This window comes from Streptomyces justiciae (assembly GCF_015163075.1).
Taxonomy (GTDB): Bacteria; Actinomycetota; Actinomycetes; order Streptomycetales; family Streptomycetaceae; genus Streptomyces; species Streptomyces justiciae.
Genome location: NZ_JADDXU010000016.1, coordinates 140644 through 159190, shown reverse-complemented (window position 1 = coordinate 159190; position 18547 = coordinate 140644). Strand labels below are relative to the sequence as shown.

The 18547-nt window shown below is 72.5% G+C and carries 20 protein-coding genes; 9 read left to right on the top strand and 11 right to left on the bottom strand.

Going from position 1 to position 18547, the window contains the following annotated elements; genetic code table 11:
- Positions 1–45 precede the first annotated feature (45 nt).
- A complete protein-coding gene (locus tag IQ210_RS35590) occupies positions 46–447 on the bottom strand; it encodes a hypothetical protein (protein ID WP_059195269.1) in 402 nt (133 codons plus the stop codon).
- 83 nt (positions 448–530) lie between these two features.
- Between IQ210_RS35590 and IQ210_RS35585 the strand changes: the two genes are divergently transcribed.
- Both IQ210_RS35585 and IQ210_RS35580 read left to right on the top strand, forming a co-directional pair.
- Positions 531–1304 carry an MBL fold metallo-hydrolase gene (locus IQ210_RS35585; RefSeq protein ID WP_194083335.1) on the top strand — a complete coding sequence of 258 codons (774 nt, stop codon included), beginning with the start codon at positions 531–533 and terminating at the stop codon, positions 1302–1304.
- 2 nt (positions 1305–1306) lie between these two features.
- Positions 1307–1933: a DedA family protein gene (locus tag IQ210_RS35580; protein WP_194083408.1), complete on the top strand. Its 627-nt coding sequence runs from the start codon at positions 1307–1309 to the stop codon at positions 1931–1933.
- A gap of 2 nt (positions 1934–1935) precedes the next feature.
- Here IQ210_RS35580 and IQ210_RS35575 read toward each other — a convergent pair whose 3' ends face one another.
- From IQ210_RS35575 to IQ210_RS35555, 5 genes are all read right to left on the bottom strand, one after another.
- Positions 1936–2352: an ankyrin repeat domain-containing protein gene (locus tag IQ210_RS35575; RefSeq protein WP_194083333.1), complete on the bottom strand. Its 417-nt coding sequence runs from the start codon at positions 2350–2352 to the stop codon at positions 1936–1938.
- A gap of 50 nt (positions 2353–2402) precedes the next feature.
- Positions 2403–3485, bottom strand: coding sequence for an MBL fold metallo-hydrolase (locus tag IQ210_RS35570; RefSeq protein ID WP_194083332.1), 1083 nt, complete (start codon positions 3483–3485; stop codon positions 2403–2405).
- Positions 3482–4729, bottom strand: a complete 1248-nt coding sequence (locus IQ210_RS35565; protein ID WP_194083330.1) for an aminotransferase class I/II-fold pyridoxal phosphate-dependent enzyme — start codon at positions 4727–4729, stop codon at positions 3482–3484. The genes IQ210_RS35570 and IQ210_RS35565 overlap by 4 nt, the downstream gene beginning before the upstream one ends.
- A 163-nt stretch (positions 4730–4892) precedes the next feature.
- Positions 4893–5501, bottom strand: coding sequence for a hypothetical protein (locus tag IQ210_RS35560; RefSeq protein ID WP_194083329.1), 609 nt, complete (start codon positions 5499–5501; stop codon positions 4893–4895).
- Between the two features lie 191 nt (positions 5502–5692).
- Positions 5693–6487 carry an RNA polymerase sigma factor SigF gene (locus IQ210_RS35555; protein ID WP_194083327.1) on the bottom strand — a complete coding sequence of 265 codons (795 nt, stop codon included), beginning with the start codon at positions 6485–6487 and terminating at the stop codon, positions 5693–5695.
- Positions 6488–6728: 241 nt separating this feature from the next.
- On the opposite strand from IQ210_RS35555, the gene IQ210_RS35550 reads away from it, so the two are divergent.
- Positions 6729–8525: a thiamine pyrophosphate-requiring protein gene (locus IQ210_RS35550; RefSeq protein WP_194083326.1), complete on the top strand. Its 1797-nt coding sequence runs from the start codon at positions 6729–6731 to the stop codon at positions 8523–8525.
- A gap of 10 nt (positions 8526–8535) precedes the next feature.
- On the opposite strand, the gene IQ210_RS35545 is transcribed toward IQ210_RS35550, so the two are convergent.
- Both IQ210_RS35545 and IQ210_RS35540 read right to left on the bottom strand, forming a co-directional pair.
- Positions 8536–9513 (bottom strand): ABC transporter substrate-binding protein, encoded by a 978-nt coding sequence (locus IQ210_RS35545; RefSeq protein WP_194083324.1) that lies wholly within the window; start codon positions 9511–9513, stop codon positions 8536–8538.
- Between the two features lie 121 nt (positions 9514–9634).
- On the bottom strand, positions 9635–9775 hold the full coding sequence (locus tag IQ210_RS35540) for a hypothetical protein (protein WP_194083322.1): 141 nt from the start codon (positions 9773–9775) through the stop codon (positions 9635–9637).
- A 131-nt stretch (positions 9776–9906) separates the two neighbouring features.
- On the opposite strand from IQ210_RS35540, the gene IQ210_RS35535 reads away from it, so the two are divergent.
- From IQ210_RS35535 to IQ210_RS35515, 5 genes are all read left to right on the top strand, one after another.
- Positions 9907–10281 carry a DUF2795 domain-containing protein gene (locus tag IQ210_RS35535; RefSeq protein ID WP_194083321.1) on the top strand — a complete coding sequence of 125 codons (375 nt, stop codon included), beginning with the start codon at positions 9907–9909 and terminating at the stop codon, positions 10279–10281.
- A 509-nt stretch (positions 10282–10790) separates the two neighbouring features.
- Positions 10791–11294, top strand: coding sequence for a CBS domain-containing protein (locus IQ210_RS35530; protein ID WP_194083320.1), 504 nt, complete (start codon positions 10791–10793; stop codon positions 11292–11294).
- Positions 11291–11947 (top strand): diguanylate cyclase, encoded by a 657-nt coding sequence (locus IQ210_RS35525; protein WP_194083318.1) that lies wholly within the window; start codon positions 11291–11293, stop codon positions 11945–11947. Before IQ210_RS35530 ends, IQ210_RS35525 begins: the two co-directional genes overlap by 4 nt.
- 43 nt (positions 11948–11990) lie before the next feature.
- On the top strand, positions 11991–12533 hold the full coding sequence (locus IQ210_RS35520) for a type 1 glutamine amidotransferase domain-containing protein (RefSeq protein ID WP_194083317.1): 543 nt from the start codon (positions 11991–11993) through the stop codon (positions 12531–12533).
- Positions 12533–14629 carry a catalase gene (locus IQ210_RS35515; RefSeq protein ID WP_194083316.1) on the top strand — a complete coding sequence of 699 codons (2097 nt, stop codon included), beginning with the start codon at positions 12533–12535 and terminating at the stop codon, positions 14627–14629. Before IQ210_RS35520 ends, IQ210_RS35515 begins: the two co-directional genes overlap by 1 nt.
- A gap of 38 nt (positions 14630–14667) precedes the next feature.
- Here IQ210_RS35515 and IQ210_RS35510 read toward each other — a convergent pair whose 3' ends face one another.
- Positions 14668–14946: a DUF6158 family protein gene (locus tag IQ210_RS35510; RefSeq protein ID WP_194083314.1), complete on the bottom strand. Its 279-nt coding sequence runs from the start codon at positions 14944–14946 to the stop codon at positions 14668–14670.
- Between the two features lie 67 nt (positions 14947–15013).
- Between IQ210_RS35510 and IQ210_RS35505 the strand changes: the two genes are divergently transcribed.
- The gene (locus IQ210_RS35505; protein ID WP_194083312.1) at positions 15014–16120 is read left to right on the top strand and encodes a baeRF2 domain-containing protein; all 1107 of its coding nucleotides are present in this window, start codon (positions 15014–15016) and stop codon (positions 16118–16120) included.
- A 13-nt stretch (positions 16121–16133) separates the two neighbouring features.
- On the opposite strand, the gene IQ210_RS35500 is transcribed toward IQ210_RS35505, so the two are convergent.
- Positions 16134–17753, bottom strand: a complete 1620-nt coding sequence (locus IQ210_RS35500) for an ABC-F family ATP-binding cassette domain-containing protein (protein ID WP_194083311.1) — start codon at positions 17751–17753, stop codon at positions 16134–16136.
- Positions 17754–17837: 84 nt separating this feature from the next.
- Positions 17838–18503 carry a histidine phosphatase family protein gene (locus tag IQ210_RS35495; RefSeq protein ID WP_194083309.1) on the bottom strand — a complete coding sequence of 222 codons (666 nt, stop codon included), beginning with the start codon at positions 18501–18503 and terminating at the stop codon, positions 17838–17840.
- Positions 18504–18547 lie beyond the last annotated feature (44 nt).

The window sequence follows — 18547 nt, the reverse complement described above, 5'->3', positions numbered from 1 at the left end:
CCCTGTCACAACGGACGGAGGTTCCCCGGAGTCTTCCCGGAGCGGTCAGCGGCCGTCGTACCCGGCCGTCGGCATCGACAGCCGGCGGTGGATGCTGGCCTTCATCTGGGCGTCGTACGACGGTTCCGCCGACCCCACCGTCTCCACCCGCACCCCGCGGCGGGCGCACTCGGCGAGGAACTCCTCGGTGGAGGACAGGGCGCTGTCCAGGACCCGGCGGCTGGGCGCGACGAAGAGGTCGGTCTCCGGGCGGACCCCGTCCCAGAGTACGCAGTGGTCGGGGCGCAGGCCGCGCACGAGGAGTTCCCGGCTGACGGTGTAGCCCCGCTCGGCGGCCCAGCGGGCGCACATGGCGTGCTGGCTGCGGGAGTCCACCAGGAAGGGGTCGGCCTCCAGCTCCTCCAGCGGCGTCAGACTCGCGATCGCCGTGACGCGGACCGGTCCCATGGCGTCCCCCTCACCTCCGGGTTTCGCCGCCGACCCTACTCCTGCCCGTAGGCTTCGGGGAGTCGCGCGAAGGAGGCAAAGAGGTGCCGGTGGAGATCACCTGGTGGGGGCACGCCACCTGCACGCTCGAGGACTCGGACGTGCGTGTGCTGACCGACCCGCTGTTCGCCCGCCGTCTCGCCCATCTGCGCCGCCGTCGGGGCGCGGTGCCGCCGCCCGGCGCCTGGCGCGCGGACGTGGCGCTCGTCTCCCATCTGCACTCCGATCATCTGCACATTCCGTCGTTGGAGCGACTGGCCCCGGGCACGCGCCTGCTCGTGCCCCGGGGCGCACCTCGTGCGGTGCCCGGGCTCCGCCGGCTCGCCCATCTCCAGGTCAGCGAGGTGGCGCCGGGCGACGAGACGGTGATCGGGGACGTGGTCGTACGGACGGTTCCGGCCCGGCACGACGGGCGGCGGCTGCCGGTCGGACCGCATCGCTCCCCCGCGCTCGGCTATGTCGTCGAGGGCGAGGCGCGCACCTACTTCGCCGGGGACACCGGACTGTTCGACGACATGGCCAAGGAGGTCGGGCCGGTCGACGTGGCGCTGCTGCCGGTGGGCGGCTGGGGCCCGTACCTGGGTGAGGGGCACCTGGACGCGGGGCGCGCCGCGGAGGCGCTGGCCCGGCTGGACCCGGTCAGCGCGGTGCCGGTGCACTACGGCACGTACTGGCCGATCGGGATGGACGCCGTGCGCCCCCATGAATTCCATGCTCCCGGCGCCGAGTTCGTGCGGCTCGCGGCCGAGCGTGCGCCCGGTGTGGCGGTGCATCTGCTGGAGCACGGGGAGAGCGTGCGCCCGGAGGTGGCCCAGTGACGGTGACGTGGCTGGCGGCGGCCGCCCGGAGCGTGCCGCCGGAGTCGACGCAGCAGGCGCTCGGGTATCCGTCGCTGTTCCTGCTGGTGCTGATCGGGGCGCTGGTGCCGGTGGTGCCGACGGGGGCGCTGGTGAGTTCGGCGGCCGTGGTGGCGTTCCATCAGACGGCGCCGTTCGCGCTGGCGTTGGTGTTCGTGACCGCTTCGCTGGCGGCGTTCCTGGGGGACATCGCGCTGTACTGGCTGGGGCGGCGTGGGATGGGGTCGAAGAACGGGTCGCGGTGGCTGGAGGCGATCCGGTCCCGGGCGCCGGAGGACCGGCTGACGCAGGCGCAGGAGAAGCTGGCCGAGCACGGGGTGGCGGTGCTGGTGCTGTCCCGGATGGTGCCGGCGGGGCGGATTCCGGTGATGCTGGCGTGCCTGATGGCGAAGTGGCCGCTGCGGAGGTTCGCGCGGGGCAATCTGCCGGCGTGTCTGGCGTGGGCGGTGACGTACCAGCTGATCGGGATTCTGGGCGGGTCGCTGTTCGACGAGCCCTGGGAGGGTGTGGTGGCGGCGATCGTGCTGACGGTCGCGGTCAGCGCGGCGCCGAGTGTGTGGCGCCGGGTGCGCAGGACGGCGAAGGCCTGAGGTCATCGGGCTCCGGCGGCGATGAGGAGTTCGGCGGTCGCGGGATGCGGGCCGTGGTGCGCCCAGTCGAGAGGTGACCAACCCGTCCCATGGTCCTCACGCAGGTTCGGGTCGGCACCGTGCGCCAGCAGTTCTCGTACGGTCTCGAGGTGGCCCCAGCAGGCGGCCGCGCACAACGGCAGGCCCTGCGAGCCGTCGCCCGCGCTCTCCGTGTCGGGGGCGGCCCCGGCCCGCAGCAGCACGCGCGCGACCCCGGCCTCCCCCTGCACGGACGCCAGATAAAGCGGGGTGGCGCCGTCGTCGTACGGCCGCTCCGGGTCCGCTCCCCGCTTCAGCAGCGCCCGCACGCGGACCGCGTCCCCCGCCAGGGTCGCCTCGAAGAGCTGACGGGAGAGCTTCTTGCGCTGTCGCCTTTTCATGGCGGGCGAGGCTAGCGATCACAAAGCCCGCGCGGCCACCGATATACGACTCAGGCCCGGTCCAGCACCCGCGAGCCGCCCACCGGCAGATCCCACAGGTCCTCCCGTGCCAACCCCGCCTTCTCCCAGGCCGCCCGCACCCGCGTCAGCGGCTCCAGCACCGGCTCCGCCGACAGCACGAACGTGCCCCAGTGCATGGGGGCCATCCGCCGCGCCCCCAGATCCTGGGCCGCCCGCACCGCCTCCTCCGGGTCGCAGTGCACGTCGCTGAGCCACCAGCGGGGGTCGTAGGCACCGATGGGCAGCAGGGTCAGGTCGATGCCCGGGTAGCGGCGGCCGATGCGGGAGAACCAGTGGCCGTACCCGGTGTCGCCGGCGAAATGGACCCGTTGGCCGTCCGGCGCCGTGAGGACCCAACCGCCCCACAGGCTGCGGCAGGTGTCGGTGAGGGTGCGCTTGGACCAGTGGTGGGCGGGGACGAAGTCGAAGCGGACGCCGTCCAGTTCGGCCGCCTCCCACCAGTCGAGCTCGGTGACCTGGGTGAACCGGCGGCGCCGGAACCAGCCGGCGAGCCCCGCGGGCACGAACACCGGGGTGTCGCGCGGGAGTCGGCGCAGGGTGGGGGCGTCCAGATGGTCGTAGTGGTTGTGGCTGATGACGACGGCGTCCACGCGCGGCAGCGCGCTCCAGGCGATGCCGACCGGGGTGATCCGCGCCGGGGTGCCGAGGATACGACGGGACCAGACAGGGTCGGTGAGGACGGTCAGGCCGCCGATCCGGACGACCCAACTGGCGTGCCCCGCCCAGGAGACGGCGACGGTGCGGGCGTCCACGCGGGGCAGCGGCCCGGGTTCGAACGGCAGCTTCGGGATGTCGGCGAGACCCTCGCGGCCGGGCCGCACGGAGCCCTCGCGGGCGAACCGGGCCATGGCCTTGAGGCCGGGAAGCGGGGCGGTGAGCCGGTCGTGGAAGGTCCGCGGCCAGACCCGGCGCTCGCCGAGGGGGCGGGGTTCGGCGAGCGGCGGGAAGGGCGGTGCGAAGGAGGATGCGGCCGTCGGAGCGTCGGTTTCCCGGACGGTCGTGCTGGAACCGGCTGCGCTCGCACCGGCCGTGCTCGTGGACTGCTGCGTCATCGAGGAGGCTCCCATCGCTGAGCGTCGTCGCGGAGATCGTCGAAGACCGACTTCAAAGTGATCAACGCACGGTGCACGTGTGGCAGTTCCAACGGTGTGGTCGAACTGAGGCATTCCTCGAGTTCCCCGTCCGTCCCGGCGAGCAACGCCCCGGTCGACAACCGCACCCGCAGCGCCCCCAGGTCGTCGCCGAAGCGATGGCCGCCGGGAGCCGGCATCCCGAGCCGGGCGGTGAGGAACTCCTCCAGGTCCTGTGCGTCGCCGACGCCGTGCGCGCCGAGCGCGGAGCGCAGCGGGCCCAGGTCGACGTAGAGATGGCGGCCGGCCTGCGGGGGCCGGGCCAGGGCGCCGGCCGAGACGACGGCGGTGTGCGCGGCGGCGGCCACGCGCGCGTGCAGGCGTACGGTGGCGGCGACGCGGTCGGTGACCGGCGCGGGCTCCGGCAGCGCGTAGCAGGCCGCGGCGGCCACCGGGGCGGCCACCCGGGCGCCGAGGGCGGTGAGCACGTCGAGCACGCGCGCGTGGAGGCCGTCACCGACGTCCCCTTCGGGGAAGCGGGCGATCGCGGCGGGCCACCCCGGCGGCAGCAGGGCGCCGGCCAGGTCGGTGACGACGGTGACCCGGTCGGGCAGCATCTCGGCGGGGCTCAGCCACATGGTGTCGTGCGGTGCGTGCACGGTGTCGCGCCAGGTCTCGTCGCTGATCAGGTGCAGGCCTTCGTCGGCGGCGGCCTCCACGGCCTCGTGCAGCACCTCGGGCGGCGCCACGGTGGCGGTGGGGTCGTCGGCCACGGACAGCACGAGCAGCCGTGGGTCACCGCCCTCGTCCCGCACCCGGCGCACGGTCTCCAGCAGGGCGTACGGGTCCGGGACACCGCCGCACTCCGCCGGTGTCGCCACGTGGAAGACGGGTCTTCCCAACAGGCGTGCGTACGGCGCCCACCAGGCCGCGCACGGCCGGGGCACCAGGACGTCGCCGCCGAGGGCAGCGGTCAGCGCGACCAGCAGGGAGGGGGCGCCGGGGGCCGCCACGACACGCTCGGGCCCGGCGGACAGTCCACGCCGGGCCCAGTAGCCGCACGCGGCGTCCAGCAGCCCGGGGCCGCCCCCGACGGGTTCGCTGCCGCCCCTGGCCGCCGCCGCGGCGAGCACGGCCGACAGCTCGGGCAGCACGGGCAGCCCGTCGTCCGGCGACGGCGGGCCGTAGCGGACCGGGCCTTGGCCTTCGGGGTCCGTGCGCCGCATCCGTACCTCCGGGTGAGCTGCTGTGTCGCGGGGCCGTGGGGGTGCTGTCCTTTCGGCGGGTACGGCGGGGGCGTGCGCCCCCGGGTTCCGCGTACCCAGGGTGGCGCATGCCGATGGGGACCCGCTCGGGTTGCTCCGGTCACACCGGCCCTGCGAGGCCGGCTCAGGCCTCCCCGCGGGGCGCCCTGCGGCGCACCCGGTACACGGCGCCACCGAGGGCGCCCGCGATGAGCACACCGCCCGCGACCAGCGCCGGCACGGAGTCGGTGAAGGCCCCGCCGGTACCGGCGTGCACACCCCGCTGGACCGGCGCGCTGGTACTGGCGCACGGCTCGGCCCGCGGCTCGGTGCAGCTGTGCCCGCCGCCGCTGCCACCGCTCACGTCGAAGGTCGCGCTCCACGGCTTCCCCTGCGCCCCGGCCGCCGCCGGACACGTCCCGTCGACGGTCCACGCCGAGTCGTCCCCGTACTCCCCCGCGGACGCGATCCGCGCGGTCCCCCGGTAGGCGGCCCCGGCCGCGGCCTCGTCGTTCCCGGGCACGCGCTGCAACTGCACGGCCCCTTCGTCGAAGGCCTGGGACGCGGCCTCGATGGTGGCGGGCGCGGCACCGCCGACCGCCTCGCAGGAGACCGAGACGGTGACACTCCCACCGGGCTCGGCGGTGGCGGGGCTGACCTCGGCGGCCGGTTCCGCGAACGCGACGGGCACGACACCGCCGAAAGCGGCACCCGCCACAACGACGACGGACAGGGCACGCACGATGCGGCGCATGAGGGGGGCTCCTTAGACCGCGGACAAGTCACTGCACCCATCACAGCCCGCACAAGCGAAGGACGCGCGCGCGGAAGCCCCATTAGCGGGACAGTTTGACGCCGCCCGGGTGAACGCCGCTAAGGGGCGCGGGGAACTGCGCGACCAGCCACAACGAACCCGCACCCGCCCTCGAACCCGCACCCCCACGGTCAAGCCGCGTCCTTCAAAACCTGCTCCCGCACCTTCCCGCAACACCGGCTGATCAGCCGAGACACATGCATCTGCGAGATCCCCAACTGCTCGGCGATCCGACTCTGCGTCATGTCCCCGAAGAACCGCATGTACAAGATCGCCCGCTCCCGCTCAGGCAGCGCGGCGAGCCGAGGCGCGACCGACTCCCGGTCCACCACCGTCTCCAGCGCCGGGTCCGGCGACCCCAGCGCGTCACTCAGCGAGTACCCGTCCTCGCTGCCGGGCAGCTCCGCGTCCAGCGACAGCGCGGTGAAGCTCTCCAGCGCCTCGAGCCCGACGAGCACGTCCTCCTCGCTCATCCGCGCGTGCTCGGCGATCTCCGCGACGGTGGGCCGGCGCCCGGGGATGGTCTGGGAGAGGTCCTGGCTCGCGAACCGGACCCGGTTCCTCAGGTCCTGCACCCGGCGTGGCACGTGCAGCGTCCACATGTGGTCGCGGAAGTGCCGTTTGATCTCGCCGGTGATGGTGGGCACGGCGTAGCTCTCGAAGGCGTTGCCGCGCTCGGGGTCGTAGCGGTCGACGGCCTTGACCAGGCCGAGGGCCGCGACCTGGCGCAGGTCCTCGAAGCTCTCGCCGCGGCTGCGGAACCGTCCCGCGAGCCGGTCGGCCATGGGCAGCCAGGCCTCGATGATCTCGCCGCGCAGGGTGTCGCGCTCGGGACCGTCGGGCAGTCCGGCCAGTCGGCGGAAGGCGTCCGCGGTGTCGGGGGCGTCGTCGTGCGGGTGGTGCTTCGCGCTCGTACGCGTGGACATGATGCGTCGCAACTCCCTTGGTGGTGCGCTGGGTTGCACGGTCACCGTGGGAGGCCGGCCCGGACAGGCACAGCCGTGGCGGCGAGCGGGCCGCTCCCACAGACGTGCCTCCTGTCCGAAGCACTGACAGTGCGCCTGCCCCCGGCCCCCGCCCGCAAACCCGGGCGCAGGTTTTCCCGGGGCCCGTGGGGTGACTCGGAAGGCGCTGCCTGTGCATTTCCGACGTCCGGGAGGTTCCTCCATGAGCACCAAGGTCTCCGACCACATCCTCGAGCGGCTGCGTGAATGGGGTGTGGACCATGTGTTCGGCTATCCCGGCGACGGCATCAACGGGCTGCTCGCCGCGTGGGGCCGGGCCGAGAACAAGCCGCGGTTCGTGCAGTCGCGGCACGAGGAGATGTCGGCGTTCCAGGCGGTCGGTTACGCCAAGTTCAGCGGCCGCGTCGGAGTGTGCGCGGCGACGTCGGGCCCCGGCGCGATCCATCTCCTCAACGGCCTGTACGACGCGAAGCTGGACCATGTGCCGGTGCTGGCGATCGTCGGCCAGACGCACCGCACCGCGATGGGCGGCTCGTACCAGCAGGAGGTCGACCTGCACACGCTGTTCAAGGACGTCGCCTCGGACTTCGTGGAGACGGTGACGGTCCCCGAGCAGCTGCCGAACGTGCTGGACCGGGCGCTGCGCACCGCGTACGCCCGCCGCTCGCCGACGGCGATCATCATCCCGGGCGACGTGCAGGAGCTCGACTACTCGCCGCCCACCCACGAGTTCAAGATGGTGCCCTCCAGTCTGGACCGCAGTTCGTGGACGGCGGTGCCGTCCGAGGAGTCCCTGAACCGGGCCGCCGAGATCCTCAACTCCGGTGACAAGGTGGCGATTCTGGTCGGTCAGGGCGCGGCGGGGGCGCGCGAGGAGGTGGAGCGGATAGCCGAGCTGCTCGGCGCGGGCGTCGCCAAGGCGCTCCTCGGCAAGGACGTGCTGAGCGACGAACTCCCGTACGTCACCGGCTCGATCGGCTTGCTCGGCACGCGTCCGTCGTACGAGCTGATGCGGGACTGCGACACCCTGCTGACCATCGGATCGTCCTTCCCCTACACGCAGTTCATGCCGGAGTTCGGCAAGGCGCGCGGGGTGCAGATCGACATCGATCCGCACATGGTCGGGATGCGTTATCCGTACGAGGTGAATCTCGTCGGCGACGCGAAGGCGACGCTGGAGCGGCTGCTCCCGATGCTGAACGGCGAGGAGCGCGGGCGTCAGTGGTACGACACGGTGTGCGACAACGTCCGGCGCTGGCGTGAGGTGATGGGGCGGCGGGCGGAGCTGTCGGCCGACCCGATCAACCCGGAGTACGTGGCCGCCGCCCTGGACCCGCTGCTGCCGGCCAACGCGATCGTGTCGTCGGACTCGGGTTCGGCGGCCAACTGGTACGCCCGCCATCTGACGATGCGGCCCGGCATGCGTTCCTCGCTGTCCGGGACGCTCGCGACGATGGGCTGCGGGGTGCCGTACGCCATCGGTGCGAAGTTCGCGCATCCGGACCGGCCGGCGATCGCGCTGGTCGGGGACGGGGCGATGCAGATGAACGGTCTCGCGGAGCTGATCACGGCGGCGAAGTACAAGGACCTGTGGGAGGACCCGCGGCTGGTGGTCGGGGTGTTCAACAACCACGACCTCAACCAGGTGACGTGGGAGATGCGGGCCATGGAGGGCGCCCCGTCCTTCCTGCCCTCGCAGGAGATCCCGGACGTGCAGTACGCCGCGTTCGCCCGCTCGCTCGGGCTGACCGGCATCCGGGTGGAGAAGCCCGAGGACGTCGAGGCGGGCTGGCGTGCGGGTCTCGAGGCGGACGGGCCCGCGGTGATCGAGTTCCTCACCGACCCGGCCGTGCCGCCGATCCCGCCGCACGCGACCTGGGAGCAGATGGAGGCGACGGCCGAGTCGATCCTCAAGGGCGACGCGGACCGCGGGTCGATGATCAAGCAGGGTTTCAAGGCGAAGGTACAGGAGTTCCTGCCGGGCCGGGACAAGAAGTAGGCGGCGCCACTTACGAGAACAGCGCCTGGATGTCCGGCTTCTTGTCGCCGAAGAGGCCGTCCTGTTCGCCGAGGGAGGCCAGCTTCTCCAGGGAGGCCGTGTCGACCTCGGCGGGCCAGGCGGGCAGGGTGAGCGTGTCCAGCAGGCCGGCGTCGATCTTGGTGTAGGTGGTGAGGATCTGCCGTGCCTCGTCGGGGTGTTGGGAGGCGTACTTCAGCGACTCGGTCATCGCCTCGGTGAACTTCTTCACCAACTCGGGGTTGCGCTGGGTGATCTGCGTCGAGGTGAAGTACGTCGCCACGGTCAGCTTCGGGTCGGTCTCGGCGAACGGGGACGCCACGATACGGGCGCCCTGCTGCTCGGCGATGGACTTCGCCGGGTCGCCCATCCAGGCGGCGTCGACGCGTCCGCCGTCGAGGGCGGCAGGCATCTGGTCGAAGGGGATCTCGACGAACTTCACCTTGTCGGGGTCGCCGCCCGCCTTGCGCACGGACTCCCTGACCGTCGTACTCCCGATGTTCTGAAGGGTGTTGACGGCGACCGTGTGTCCCGCCAGGTCCTTCGCCGACTTGATGGAGCTGTCCTTCTTCACGAGGACGCCGGTGACGTCGGCGCCCACCTTGCCGTTGGACGCGGCCCCGTTGACCACGGACTTGACCGGGACGCCCTTCGTCTGGGCGATCATCAGCGACGTGGTGTTGCTGAACCCGAACTGGAACTGCCCGCTGACCACGCCGGGGATGATCGCGGCGCCGCCCTGCGCGGTCACCGTCTTCAGCTCGATGCCGCGGTCGGCGAAGAAGCCCTTCTTCTGCCCGAGATACAAGGGCGCCACGTCGATGATGGGGATGATGCCGACCGTCACCTGCGTGGTCCTGCCCCCGCCGGCGGGGGAGGCCACGTCGCTGCCGGAGTCGGAGGAACCGCAGCCGGCGGCGCCGACGACCATCGCCGCGGTGAGAAGTCCGAGTGTGCGCCGCCGTTGCATGGGCTCCCCCTGGAGACTCGGACGGTCGAACCACCAATGGTGCGCAGATTCTTGACGCCCGCAATCTACACGCCCACCTTGACCGTGTCAGTCCCCTGGACCGAGGTGAACCGCGCGGAGTTCAACTCTCCCGTGGCTTGGTGAGCGGTACCAGCTCCGTCACCTCGTCCCGCTTCTCGGGCAGCAGCAGCTCCTCGTAGCGGCCCAGTGCCAGCACCACGCCGAGCATGAGGAGCGGGATCAGCACAGCGAGCATCGCCATGGCGGTTCCCTCCCCGGGATCGCGTGGGGGGCGTTCCGCCGGGTCTCCCCTGAACCGGAACGCAAACCCCCGTGTCGGGGACGCGTCCTCGGGTACGCGGTGGCCACCCCCGAGGATCTGGAGGGAGAGTCATGCAGCGAGGCAGCGACCGGTTGAGCCGCCACCGCGACGACGAGATGAAACACGAGCTCCAGGGGCTGCTCCGATCCGGGCACCCCACCCGTACCGAGGAATGGCACGACCCCGAGCCGACCGCCGACGACGATCCCCAGCTCGCCGGCGGCCCGGTGGCACCTGACGGCGCCTCCCTGGGCACGGTCCGCCAGGAACTGGCCCGCCACCTGACCCGCAGCGCCTTCCCGGCACCCCCACGCCACCTGGCCGGCACCCTGCGCCGCGCCTACGCCCCGGACACCCTGGTCGAGGCCGTGGAGCAATTGCCGTCAGGCCAGCGCTACGGCACCGTCCAGGAACTGGCCGAGGCACTGGTACGGGAACAGGCGTAGGACGCGGCGAGACCGATGCGGGGTGCGGCGCCGAGGGGCCGGACGACGCAGGACACCGGCTGCCCTCGCCGGCGGCGCTCAGGGCCTCCTGGGCGGGGCCCCGGACACCGGCCAGCACGCCCAGGCAGGCCCACGGACGCCGCGAACCCGCATCGGCCAGCGCGCCCAGGGCGACCGGGCGAGACCACAAAGCGCCGCAAGCCCGCACCGGACAACGCTCGGATCCCGACCGGACGCCAGCGAGCGCCGCGAGCTCCGGCCGAGAGGCGCCCACAAGGGCCTGCAGCGAGCAGAGCGCGCCCTGCGACGCGCTCGTGAGCCCCGGGTAGGCGCAGGACGCCGTGAGCCCCAGCCGATCGGCGCGCGTCACGGCCCGGCCGACGGACCGCACCGCGAACCCCGGCAGCGGAACGCGCATAGGCCCCCGGCCCAGGGGTACTGCGGGCGGCGTCGGGTCGGCTACGGCCACGGTGGCCCCGTGGGCCGGAAACGGAGGAAGGTCCCCAGTGATGGCTGAATTCGTGAGGGACGTCATGACACCGGGGGTGGTCGCGGTCCGCCCCGACGCCTCGCTCGTCGAGGCGGCGCAACTGATGCGTGCGCAGGACATCGGCGATGTCCTGGTGGCCGACGGCCAGGAGGTCGTCGGGATGCTCACCGACCGTGACATCACGGTGCGGGCGGTCGCCGAGGGCGCCGATCCGCTGACGACGAGCGTCCGCTCGGTGTGCAGCGCCGAGCCGGTGCTGGTCGCCCCGCAGGACCCGGTGACGGCCGCGTCGGCGCTGATGCGGGCGCATGCCGTACGCCGGCTGCCGGTCGTCGAGGACGGGCTGCCGGTCGGCATGGTGAGCCTGGGCGACCTGGCCGAGGCGGAGGACCCGGCCTCGGTACTGGCCGACATCAGCCGAGCCGACCCGGACAGCAGGCCGGGCACCCATGGCGAGCCCGAGGGCTACGGCGACAGCCCGCCCGGCCCCTGGCCCGAGGCACCTGGTCGGGGTGGACTGTGAGCCGCGACCAGGCCGCACGGATCAGTGCCTACGGCAGCGCCGTGGACGTTCGCGAGGTCACCACCAGGTATCTGCTCTACGGGCTGCTGCCCGGCTGGTTCGTGCCCGGTCTCGCCGACTGGGTCATGCACCGGCGGACCCGCATCGAGGACACCGCGGGCACCAAGGAGTCGCTGATCCACTCGCTGATGATGGCGGAGGTCGGCATCCCGATCGCGGCCACCCTGCGTTACGAGGTCAACCCGGCGCTGCTGGCCGTGCAGTTGGGCGGCGCCGCGGTGCACGAGGCCACCGCGCTGTGGGACGTACGGACCGCCGTGCGCAGCGAGCGCGAGGTCAGGCCGGTCGAGCAGCACATCCACAGTTTCCTGGAGTCGCTGCCGTTCGGTGCGCTGGCCTCCCTGATGTGTCTGCACGCCGACCAGGTGCGGTCCCTGCTGCGCGGCGGCCGGGGCGATCCGGACGCCTGGCGGCTGGTGCCGCGCCGCCCGCAGCTGTCCCGCGGCTACATCGCGGGCATCACGGCCGCGATCGGCGCCTGTGTGCTGCTGCCGTACGGAGAGGAACTGCCGCGCTGCCGACGCGCGGCGAAGCGGAGCAAGAAGCGCGCGACGAGCGACGAGGCTCACTGGCGTGCCACGAAGGAACGTTGAGGCACCGCTGAGACGGGGTGCCACGAAAGGACGTTGAGACATCATGCGCATCGCATTCCTGACCGCACCCGAAGGCGTCGAGCAGATCGAGCTCACCGACCCGTGGAAGGCCGCCGTGGACGCGGGGCACGAACCCGTGCTGGTGTCGACCAAGTCCGGGAAGATCCAGGCGTTCGAGCACCTCGACAAGGCGGACACCTTCCCCGTGCAGGAGGTCGTGGGCGAGACGTCCGCCGACTCCTTCGACGGACTGGTGCTGCCCGGCGGGGTCGCCAACCCGGACTTCCTGCGGACCGACGAGAAGGCGGTCGGTTTCGTACGGGACTTCTTCGACCAGGGCCGGCCCGTCGCGGCGATCTGCCACGCCCCGTGGACGCTGGTCGAGGCGGACGTGGTCCGGGGCCGGGTGCTGACCTCCTGGCCGAGTCTGCGGACCGACATCCGCAACGCGGGCGGCAGTTGGGTCGACGAGCAGGTCAAGGTCTGCGACCACGGCCCGAACAAGCTGGTCACCAGCCGTAAGCCGGACGACCTGAAGGCGTTCTGCGAGACGTTCCTTGAGGTCTTCACGAGGGAGGCCGCCTGATGACGGACCGCAAGCAGCAGCAGCGCGACGGATTCCGTGCGGACGACCCCACGGCCGGCCCGCTCACCACCGACCAGGGCGTGGAGGTCGACCACACCGACGACTCGCTCGCCGCCGGGGAGCGCGGCCCGACCCTGATGGAGGACTTCCACTTCCGGGAGAAGCTCACCCGCTTCGACCACGAGCGCATCCCGGAGCGGGTGGTGCACGCGCGGGGCGCGGGCGCCTACGGGTACTTCGAACCGTACGAGTCCTGCGCGGAGTTCACCCGCGCGGCCTTCCTCCAGGACCCGGCCGTACGGACGCCGGTCTTCGTGCGGTTCTCGACCGTGCAGGGCCCGAAGGGCTCCGCGGACACCGTGCGGGACGTGCGCGGCTTCGCCACCAAGTTCTATACGTCCGAGGGCAATTACGACCTGGTCGGCAACAACTTCCCGGTCTTCTTCATCCAGGACGGCATCAAGTTCCCGGACTTCGTGCACGCGGTGAAGCCGGAGCCGCACAACGACATCCCGACCGGTGCCTCGGCCCACGACACCCTGTGGGACTTCGTGTCGCTCCAGCCGGAGACGCTGCACGCGATCATGTGGCTGATGTCGGACCGGGCGATCCCGCGCAGCTACCGCATGATGCAGGGCTTCGGCGTGCACACCTTCCGGTTCGTGAACGCCGAGGGGCGCGGCACGTTCGTGAAGTTCCACTGGAAGCCGAAGCTGGGCGCGCACTCGCTGGTGTGGGACGAGGCGCAGGAGTGCCAGGGCCGCAATCCCGACTTCAACCGGGGTGACCTGTGGGACGCGATCGAGGCGGGCGAGTACCCGGAGTGGGAGCTGGGCGTCCAACTCGTGCCGGAGGAGGACGAGTTCGCCTTCGACTTCGATCTGCTGGACGCCACGAAGCTCATCCCGGAGGAGCAGGTGCCGGTCCGGCCGATCGGCCGGATGGTGCTGGACCGCAACCCGGAGAATTTCTTCGCCGAGACCGAGCAGGTGGCCTTCCACACGGCCAACGTGGTCCCCGGCATCGACTTCACCAACGACCCGCTGCTCCAGGCCCGCAACTTCTCCTATCTGGACACGCAGTTGATCCGGCTGGGCGGCCCCAACTTCGCGCAGCTGCCGGTGAACCGGCCGGTGGCACCGGTGCGGACGAACCAGCGTGACGGGTACGGCCAGAGCAAGATTCACAGCGGCACGAACTACTTCCCGAACTCCCTCGGCGGCGGCTGCCCGGCGCACGCGGGCGTCGACGGCCACGCCTACACGCACTACGCGGAGCGCGTCGACGGCGCCAAGATCCGCCGTCGCAGCCCGAGTTTCCAGGACCACTACAGCCAGCCCGCCCTGTTCTGGCACAGCATGGCGCCCTGGGAGCGGCAGCACATCGTGGACGCCTTCCGGTTCGAGCTCGGCAAGGTCGACGCGATGAGCGTACGAGCCCGTACCGTCGAGCAACTGGCCCACGTGAACGGCGAGTTGGCGGCCGCGGTGGCCGAAGGCGTCGGGGTGCCGGAACCGGCCCCCGCCGAGGCGGCCCCGAACAAGGTGCTCTCCCCCGCGCTGAGTCTGGACTCACTGCGCGGCGACGGCTCGATCCGCACCCGGCAGATCGCGGTGCTGGTGGCCGACGGCGTGGACGGCGAGCAGGTGACGTCGGTGAAGGAGGCGCTGACCGCCGAGGGCGCCATCGTCGAGGCGCTGGCTCCGCGGGACGGCACCGTCACGGGCGCCGACGGCGAACCGTACAAGGTCGACCGCGCGCTGCCGACCGTGGCCTCCGTGCTCTACGACGCCGTCCTGCTGCCCGGCGGTCCGGTGGGCACCCCGCCGACCGTCTCCGACCAGGACGCGATGCGCTTCGTGCGGGACGCCTACCGGCACGGCAAGCCGGTCGGCGCGCTCGGCTCGGGGGTCGGGGTGGTGACGGCGCTGGAGCCGGAGGGGGTGCGGCTGTCCGCGGAGTTCCATCAGGTGGTCGCCGACCAGGGCGTGGTCACGGACACCTCTCCCGGCCCGGCGAGCGAGGAGTTCCTGCGGGCCTTCGTCACGGCCGTCGCCGCCCACCGCCACTGGGACCGGCCACCGGCCCGCTGCTGAGGCGGGCCCATGGCGGCGGCCGGGACGGGTCGACCGGGTCAGACGCGGGGCGTCTCCGCGGCCCCGCGGCCCCGCTCCCGGGCCCCCGCCCGCGTGCGGCCCGCGGCGACCGGGCGCTGCGGGTTGCGCCGCAGGTACTCGCCCTCCAGCTCGGCCATCCGGCCGTTGTGGGCGCGCAGCGCGTCGCTCGACCCGTAGAGCAGGGTGTCGTGGCGCGTGCGGTGGATGTTCTCCAGCTCTTTCATGAGCTGCTGATCGTCCAGGCGGCTGGGGTCGACTCCGGTCATGGCGGTGTCCCACTCTTCGTGTTCGTTCATGGGGTTCGGGTACCCGCCCGGTGAGCACTACTGAGCACTGCCTCCGAGCGGAATCCGGGAGAGAACCATGGATCTCGCCTATCTGCACCCACTCTACGAACATCCGGGCCCCTGGGCCTCCGTATACGTCGACACGTCCCGGCACGCGGAAGACACCGCGCACGCGCTGCACCTGACGGCCGCCGCGATGGCCCGCGAGCTGGCCGGGCAGGGCGCGGACGACGCCACCTGCCGGGCCGTGGAGAGCGCGATCGAGGATCTGCGCCACTCCCCCGACCGGTACGGCAGGGCCCTCTTCGCCCGGGCGGGCGAGGTGGTCCTCGATCCCGTGCTGGCCCAGGAACCACCGGGCGACAGCACCGCCCACTGGGCGCCGCTGCCCCGTACGGCACCGCTGCTGGAGCTGGCCGGGGAGAACCCGGTGTGCGTCGTCGCCTACGTCAACCGCAGGGGCGCCGACTTCGAGCTGCGCAGCGCGGTGGAGCGGCGGCCGGCCGGGGCGGTGGCGGGCCGGCAGTGGCCGGTGCACCGCACGAGCACGGTGGACTGGTCCGAGCGGCACTTCCAGCTGAAGGTGGAGAACACCTGGGAGCACAACGCGGCGGAGATCGCCGACGCGCTCACCGTCTGCCAGGAGGAGACCGGCGCCGACCTGCTGGTTCTCGTCGGGGATCTGCGCGAGCGCCGTGAGGTGCACGAGCGGCTGCCGCAGCGGATCAAGGACCTCGTGGCGGAGACCGAGCACGGCACCGGCAGCCGGCTCCTGGACGACGACGTCGAGGAGGTCCGCGCCGATCATGTACGCCGGCGTGCCGAGGCGGAGCTGGAGCGCTTCCTCGGGGCCCGCACCCCGGACGAGGCGGGCCGCGCCGGTGCCGTCGAGAGCCTTCCCGAGCTGGTGGAGGCGGCCCGTGAGCACCGGATCGCGGAGCTCCTGGTCCGCCCGGGCGGACCCGACCTGCACCGGGACGTGTGGATCGGCGAGGACCCCGACCAGCTGGCCACCCGCCGGACCGAACTGAAGATCCTCGGCGAGCAGAACTCGTGGGCGGCCCGCGCGGACGACGCCCTGATGCGGGCGGCGGTCACGACGGACGCCACGGCGCTCGCGCTCACCGAGCCGGGCGACGAGGTGCTCCCGGGCGGCATGGGCGCGCTGCTGCGCTGGAAGTGACCGCCGCGCCGGGCTAGCGCACCCGCTCCACCCGCCGCTCGTCCCACACCGGCTCCGGTGTCTCGCGGACGCGGCCGTCGCTGCCGAAGACCAGGTAGCGGTCGAAGGAGCGGGCGAACCAGCGGTCGTGGGTCACCGCGAGGACGGTGCCGTCGAAGGCCTCCAGGCCCTCCTGGAGGGCCTCGGCGGACTCCAGGTCCAGGTTGTCCGTGGGCTCGTCCAGCAGCAGCGCGGTAACGCCCTGGAGCTCCAGCAGGAGGATCTGGAAGCGGGCCTGCTGGCCGCCGGAGAGGCGGTCGAAGCTCTGCTCGGCCTGGTTCGTCAGCTCGTAGCGGCGCAGCCGGGACATCGCCGCGCCCCGGTCCTGGGAGTGCTCGGTCCACAGGATGTCGAGCAGCCCCCGGCCCAGGAGCTCGGGGTGCGCGTGCGTCTGGGCGAAGTGCCCGGGCACGACCCGCGCGCCCAGCTTCCACTGCCCGGTGTGCGCGACCTCCTCCCCGGCCAGCAGCCGCAGGAAGTGCGACTTGCCGGAGCCGTTGGAGCCGAGGACGGCGACCCGCTCGCCGTAGAAGACCTCCAGGTCGAAGGGCTTCATCAGGCCGGTGAGCTCGAGTCCCGCGCAGGTGACGGCCCGTACGCCGGTACGGCCGCCCTTGATCCGCATCTTGATGTCCTGCTCGCGCGGCGGCTCCGGCGGCGGGCCCGCCTCCTCGAACTTGCGCAGCCGGGTCTGGGCGGCCTGGTAGCGGGAGGCCAGCTCATGGCTGATGGAGGCCGCCTGACGGAGATTCAGCACCAGCTTCTTCAGCTGGGCGTGCTTCTCGTCCCAGCGGCGGCGCAACTCCTCGAAGCGGGCGAAGCGTTCCTGCCGTGCCTCGTGGTAGGTGGCGAACCCGCCGCCGTGCACCCAGGCGTCGGCGCCCGCGGGCGAGGGCTCCACGGAGACGATCTTCTCGGCGGCGCGGGCGAGGAGTTCGCGGTCGTGGGAGACGAAGAGGACCGTCTTGCGGGTCTCCTTCAGCCGCTCCTCCAGCCAGCGCTTGCCGGGCACGTCGAGGTAGTTGTCCGGCTCGTCGAGCAGGAGCACCTGGTCGGTGCCGCGGAAGAGCGCCTCCAGCACGAGCCGTTTCTGCTCACCGCCGGAGAGCGTGCGCACCTCGCGGAACTGCGCCTTCTCGTACGGCACCCCGAGCGCGGCCATGGTGCACATGTCCCACAGCGTCTCCGCCTCGTACCCGCGCACCTCCGCCCAGTCGGCGAGGGCCTGCGCGTACTTCAGCTGGGCGGCCTCGTCGTCGACGGTCATGATCAGGTGCTCGGCCCGGTCGACGGCCTGCGCGGCCTCCCGGATGCGCGGCGACGCGACGGACACGAGCAGGTCGCGCACGGACGTCTCGTCGCGTACGGAGCCCACGAACTGGCGCATCACACCGAGGCCGCCGCTGACGGTGACGGTGCCGCCGTGCGGCTTCAGCTCGCCGGAGATCAGGCGCAGCAGGGTGGTCTTGCCGGCACCGTTGGGCCCGACGAGGGCCACGGCGGCCCCTTCGCCCACCCGGAAGGACACGTCGCCGAGCAACGCCCTCCCGTCAGGGAGGTAGTACTCGAGGTGCGCGGCTTCCAGATGTCCCATGAGGCCGCATTGTGCGGGGCGGGGCGCACGCCGGGCAAACCGTTATCGACGGCGTCGAAGACCGTTGCCCCGCCTCGGGAGCCGTTATTCGACCTCGTCGAGAGGCCTGCCCGCGGGCCCGGCCTCGGTCGCGGGGCCGGTGCTCGCCACGACGGCGCCCGCCCAGGTCAGGGCCTTCCAGCCGTCGGCGGGCGAGCCCTCCAGGACCACCACGCCGGTGTTGTCCAGGGGGCGGGCGGCGGCGAAGTCGACGTCCACGTTGTCGGCGCGAGCCGCGACCCACATCCGGATCGCCGCGCCGTGGCTGACCAGGGCGACGGTCCCGGCGCCGCTGCCGGCGGCCTCGGCGATCACGGAGTCGTAGCGGGCGAGGGCCTCCACGCCGTTCTCGCCGCCGGGCATGCGGCGCGCGGTGTCCCCGGCCGACCAGGCGAAGACGGTCTCCATGTACGTCCGGCCCGCCTCGGACCAGCCGTCCAGCATCTCCAGGTCCCCGGCGGAGATCTCCCGGATGCCGTCGCGGACGAGGACGTCGAGGCCGCGGGCGGCGGCCAGCGGGGCGGCGGTGAGCTGGGTGCGCACCAGGGTGGAGGCGTAGAGCGCCTCGATGTCCTCGTCGGCGAGGGCCTCGGGCAGCGCCGCCGCCTGCTGCTCGCCGAGCGGGGTCAGGGCCGCGCCGGGGATCGCGGTGTCGAGGAGGAAGTCGACGTTGGACGGGGTCTGGCCGTGCCGGACGAGGAGCAGTCGCATGCGGTGAGCCTCCGTTGTCGTGACCGCCCCGGGACAAGAAACGG

Bases quoted from the DNA above. Each gene is read 5' to 3' on its own strand.
- IQ210_RS35590 (WP_059195269.1), bottom strand. From the start codon at position 447: ATGGGACCGGTCCGCGTCACGGCGATCGCGAGTCTGACGCCGCTGGAG.
- IQ210_RS35575 (WP_194083333.1), bottom strand. From the start codon at position 2,352: ATGAAAAGGCGACAGCGCAAGAAGCTCTCCCGTCAGCTCTTCGAGGCG.
- IQ210_RS35570 (WP_194083332.1), bottom strand. From the start codon at position 3,485: ATGACGCAGCAGTCCACGAGCACGGCCGGTGCGAGCGCAGCCGGTTCC.
- IQ210_RS35565 (WP_194083330.1), bottom strand. From the start codon at position 4,729: ATGCGGCGCACGGACCCCGAAGGCCAAGGCCCGGTCCGCTACGGCCCG.
- IQ210_RS35560 (WP_194083329.1), bottom strand. From the start codon at position 5,501: ATGCGCCGCATCGTGCGTGCCCTGTCCGTCGTCGTTGTGGCGGGTGCC.
- IQ210_RS35555 (WP_194083327.1), bottom strand. From the start codon at position 6,487: ATGTCCACGCGTACGAGCGCGAAGCACCACCCGCACGACGACGCCCCC.
- IQ210_RS35550 (WP_194083326.1), top strand. From the start codon at position 6,729: ATGAGCACCAAGGTCTCCGACCACATCCTCGAGCGGCTGCGTGAATGG.
- IQ210_RS35545 (WP_194083324.1), bottom strand. From the start codon at position 9,513: ATGCAACGGCGGCGCACACTCGGACTTCTCACCGCGGCGATGGTCGTC.
- IQ210_RS35540 (WP_194083322.1), bottom strand. From the start codon at position 9,775: ATGGCGATGCTCGCTGTGCTGATCCCGCTCCTCATGCTCGGCGTGGTG.
- IQ210_RS35535 (WP_194083321.1), top strand. From the start codon at position 9,907: ATGCAGCGAGGCAGCGACCGGTTGAGCCGCCACCGCGACGACGAGATG.
- IQ210_RS35530 (WP_194083320.1), top strand. From the start codon at position 10,791: ATGGCTGAATTCGTGAGGGACGTCATGACACCGGGGGTGGTCGCGGTC.
- IQ210_RS35520 (WP_194083317.1), top strand. From the start codon at position 11,991: ATGCGCATCGCATTCCTGACCGCACCCGAAGGCGTCGAGCAGATCGAG.
- IQ210_RS35515 (WP_194083316.1), top strand. From the start codon at position 12,533: ATGACGGACCGCAAGCAGCAGCAGCGCGACGGATTCCGTGCGGACGAC.
- IQ210_RS35510 (WP_194083314.1), bottom strand. From the start codon at position 14,946: ATGAACGAACACGAAGAGTGGGACACCGCCATGACCGGAGTCGACCCC.
- IQ210_RS35505 (WP_194083312.1), top strand. From the start codon at position 15,014: ATGGATCTCGCCTATCTGCACCCACTCTACGAACATCCGGGCCCCTGG.
- IQ210_RS35500 (WP_194083311.1), bottom strand. From the start codon at position 17,753: ATGGGACATCTGGAAGCCGCGCACCTCGAGTACTACCTCCCTGACGGG.
- IQ210_RS35495 (WP_194083309.1), bottom strand. From the start codon at position 18,503: ATGCGACTGCTCCTCGTCCGGCACGGCCAGACCCCGTCCAACGTCGAC.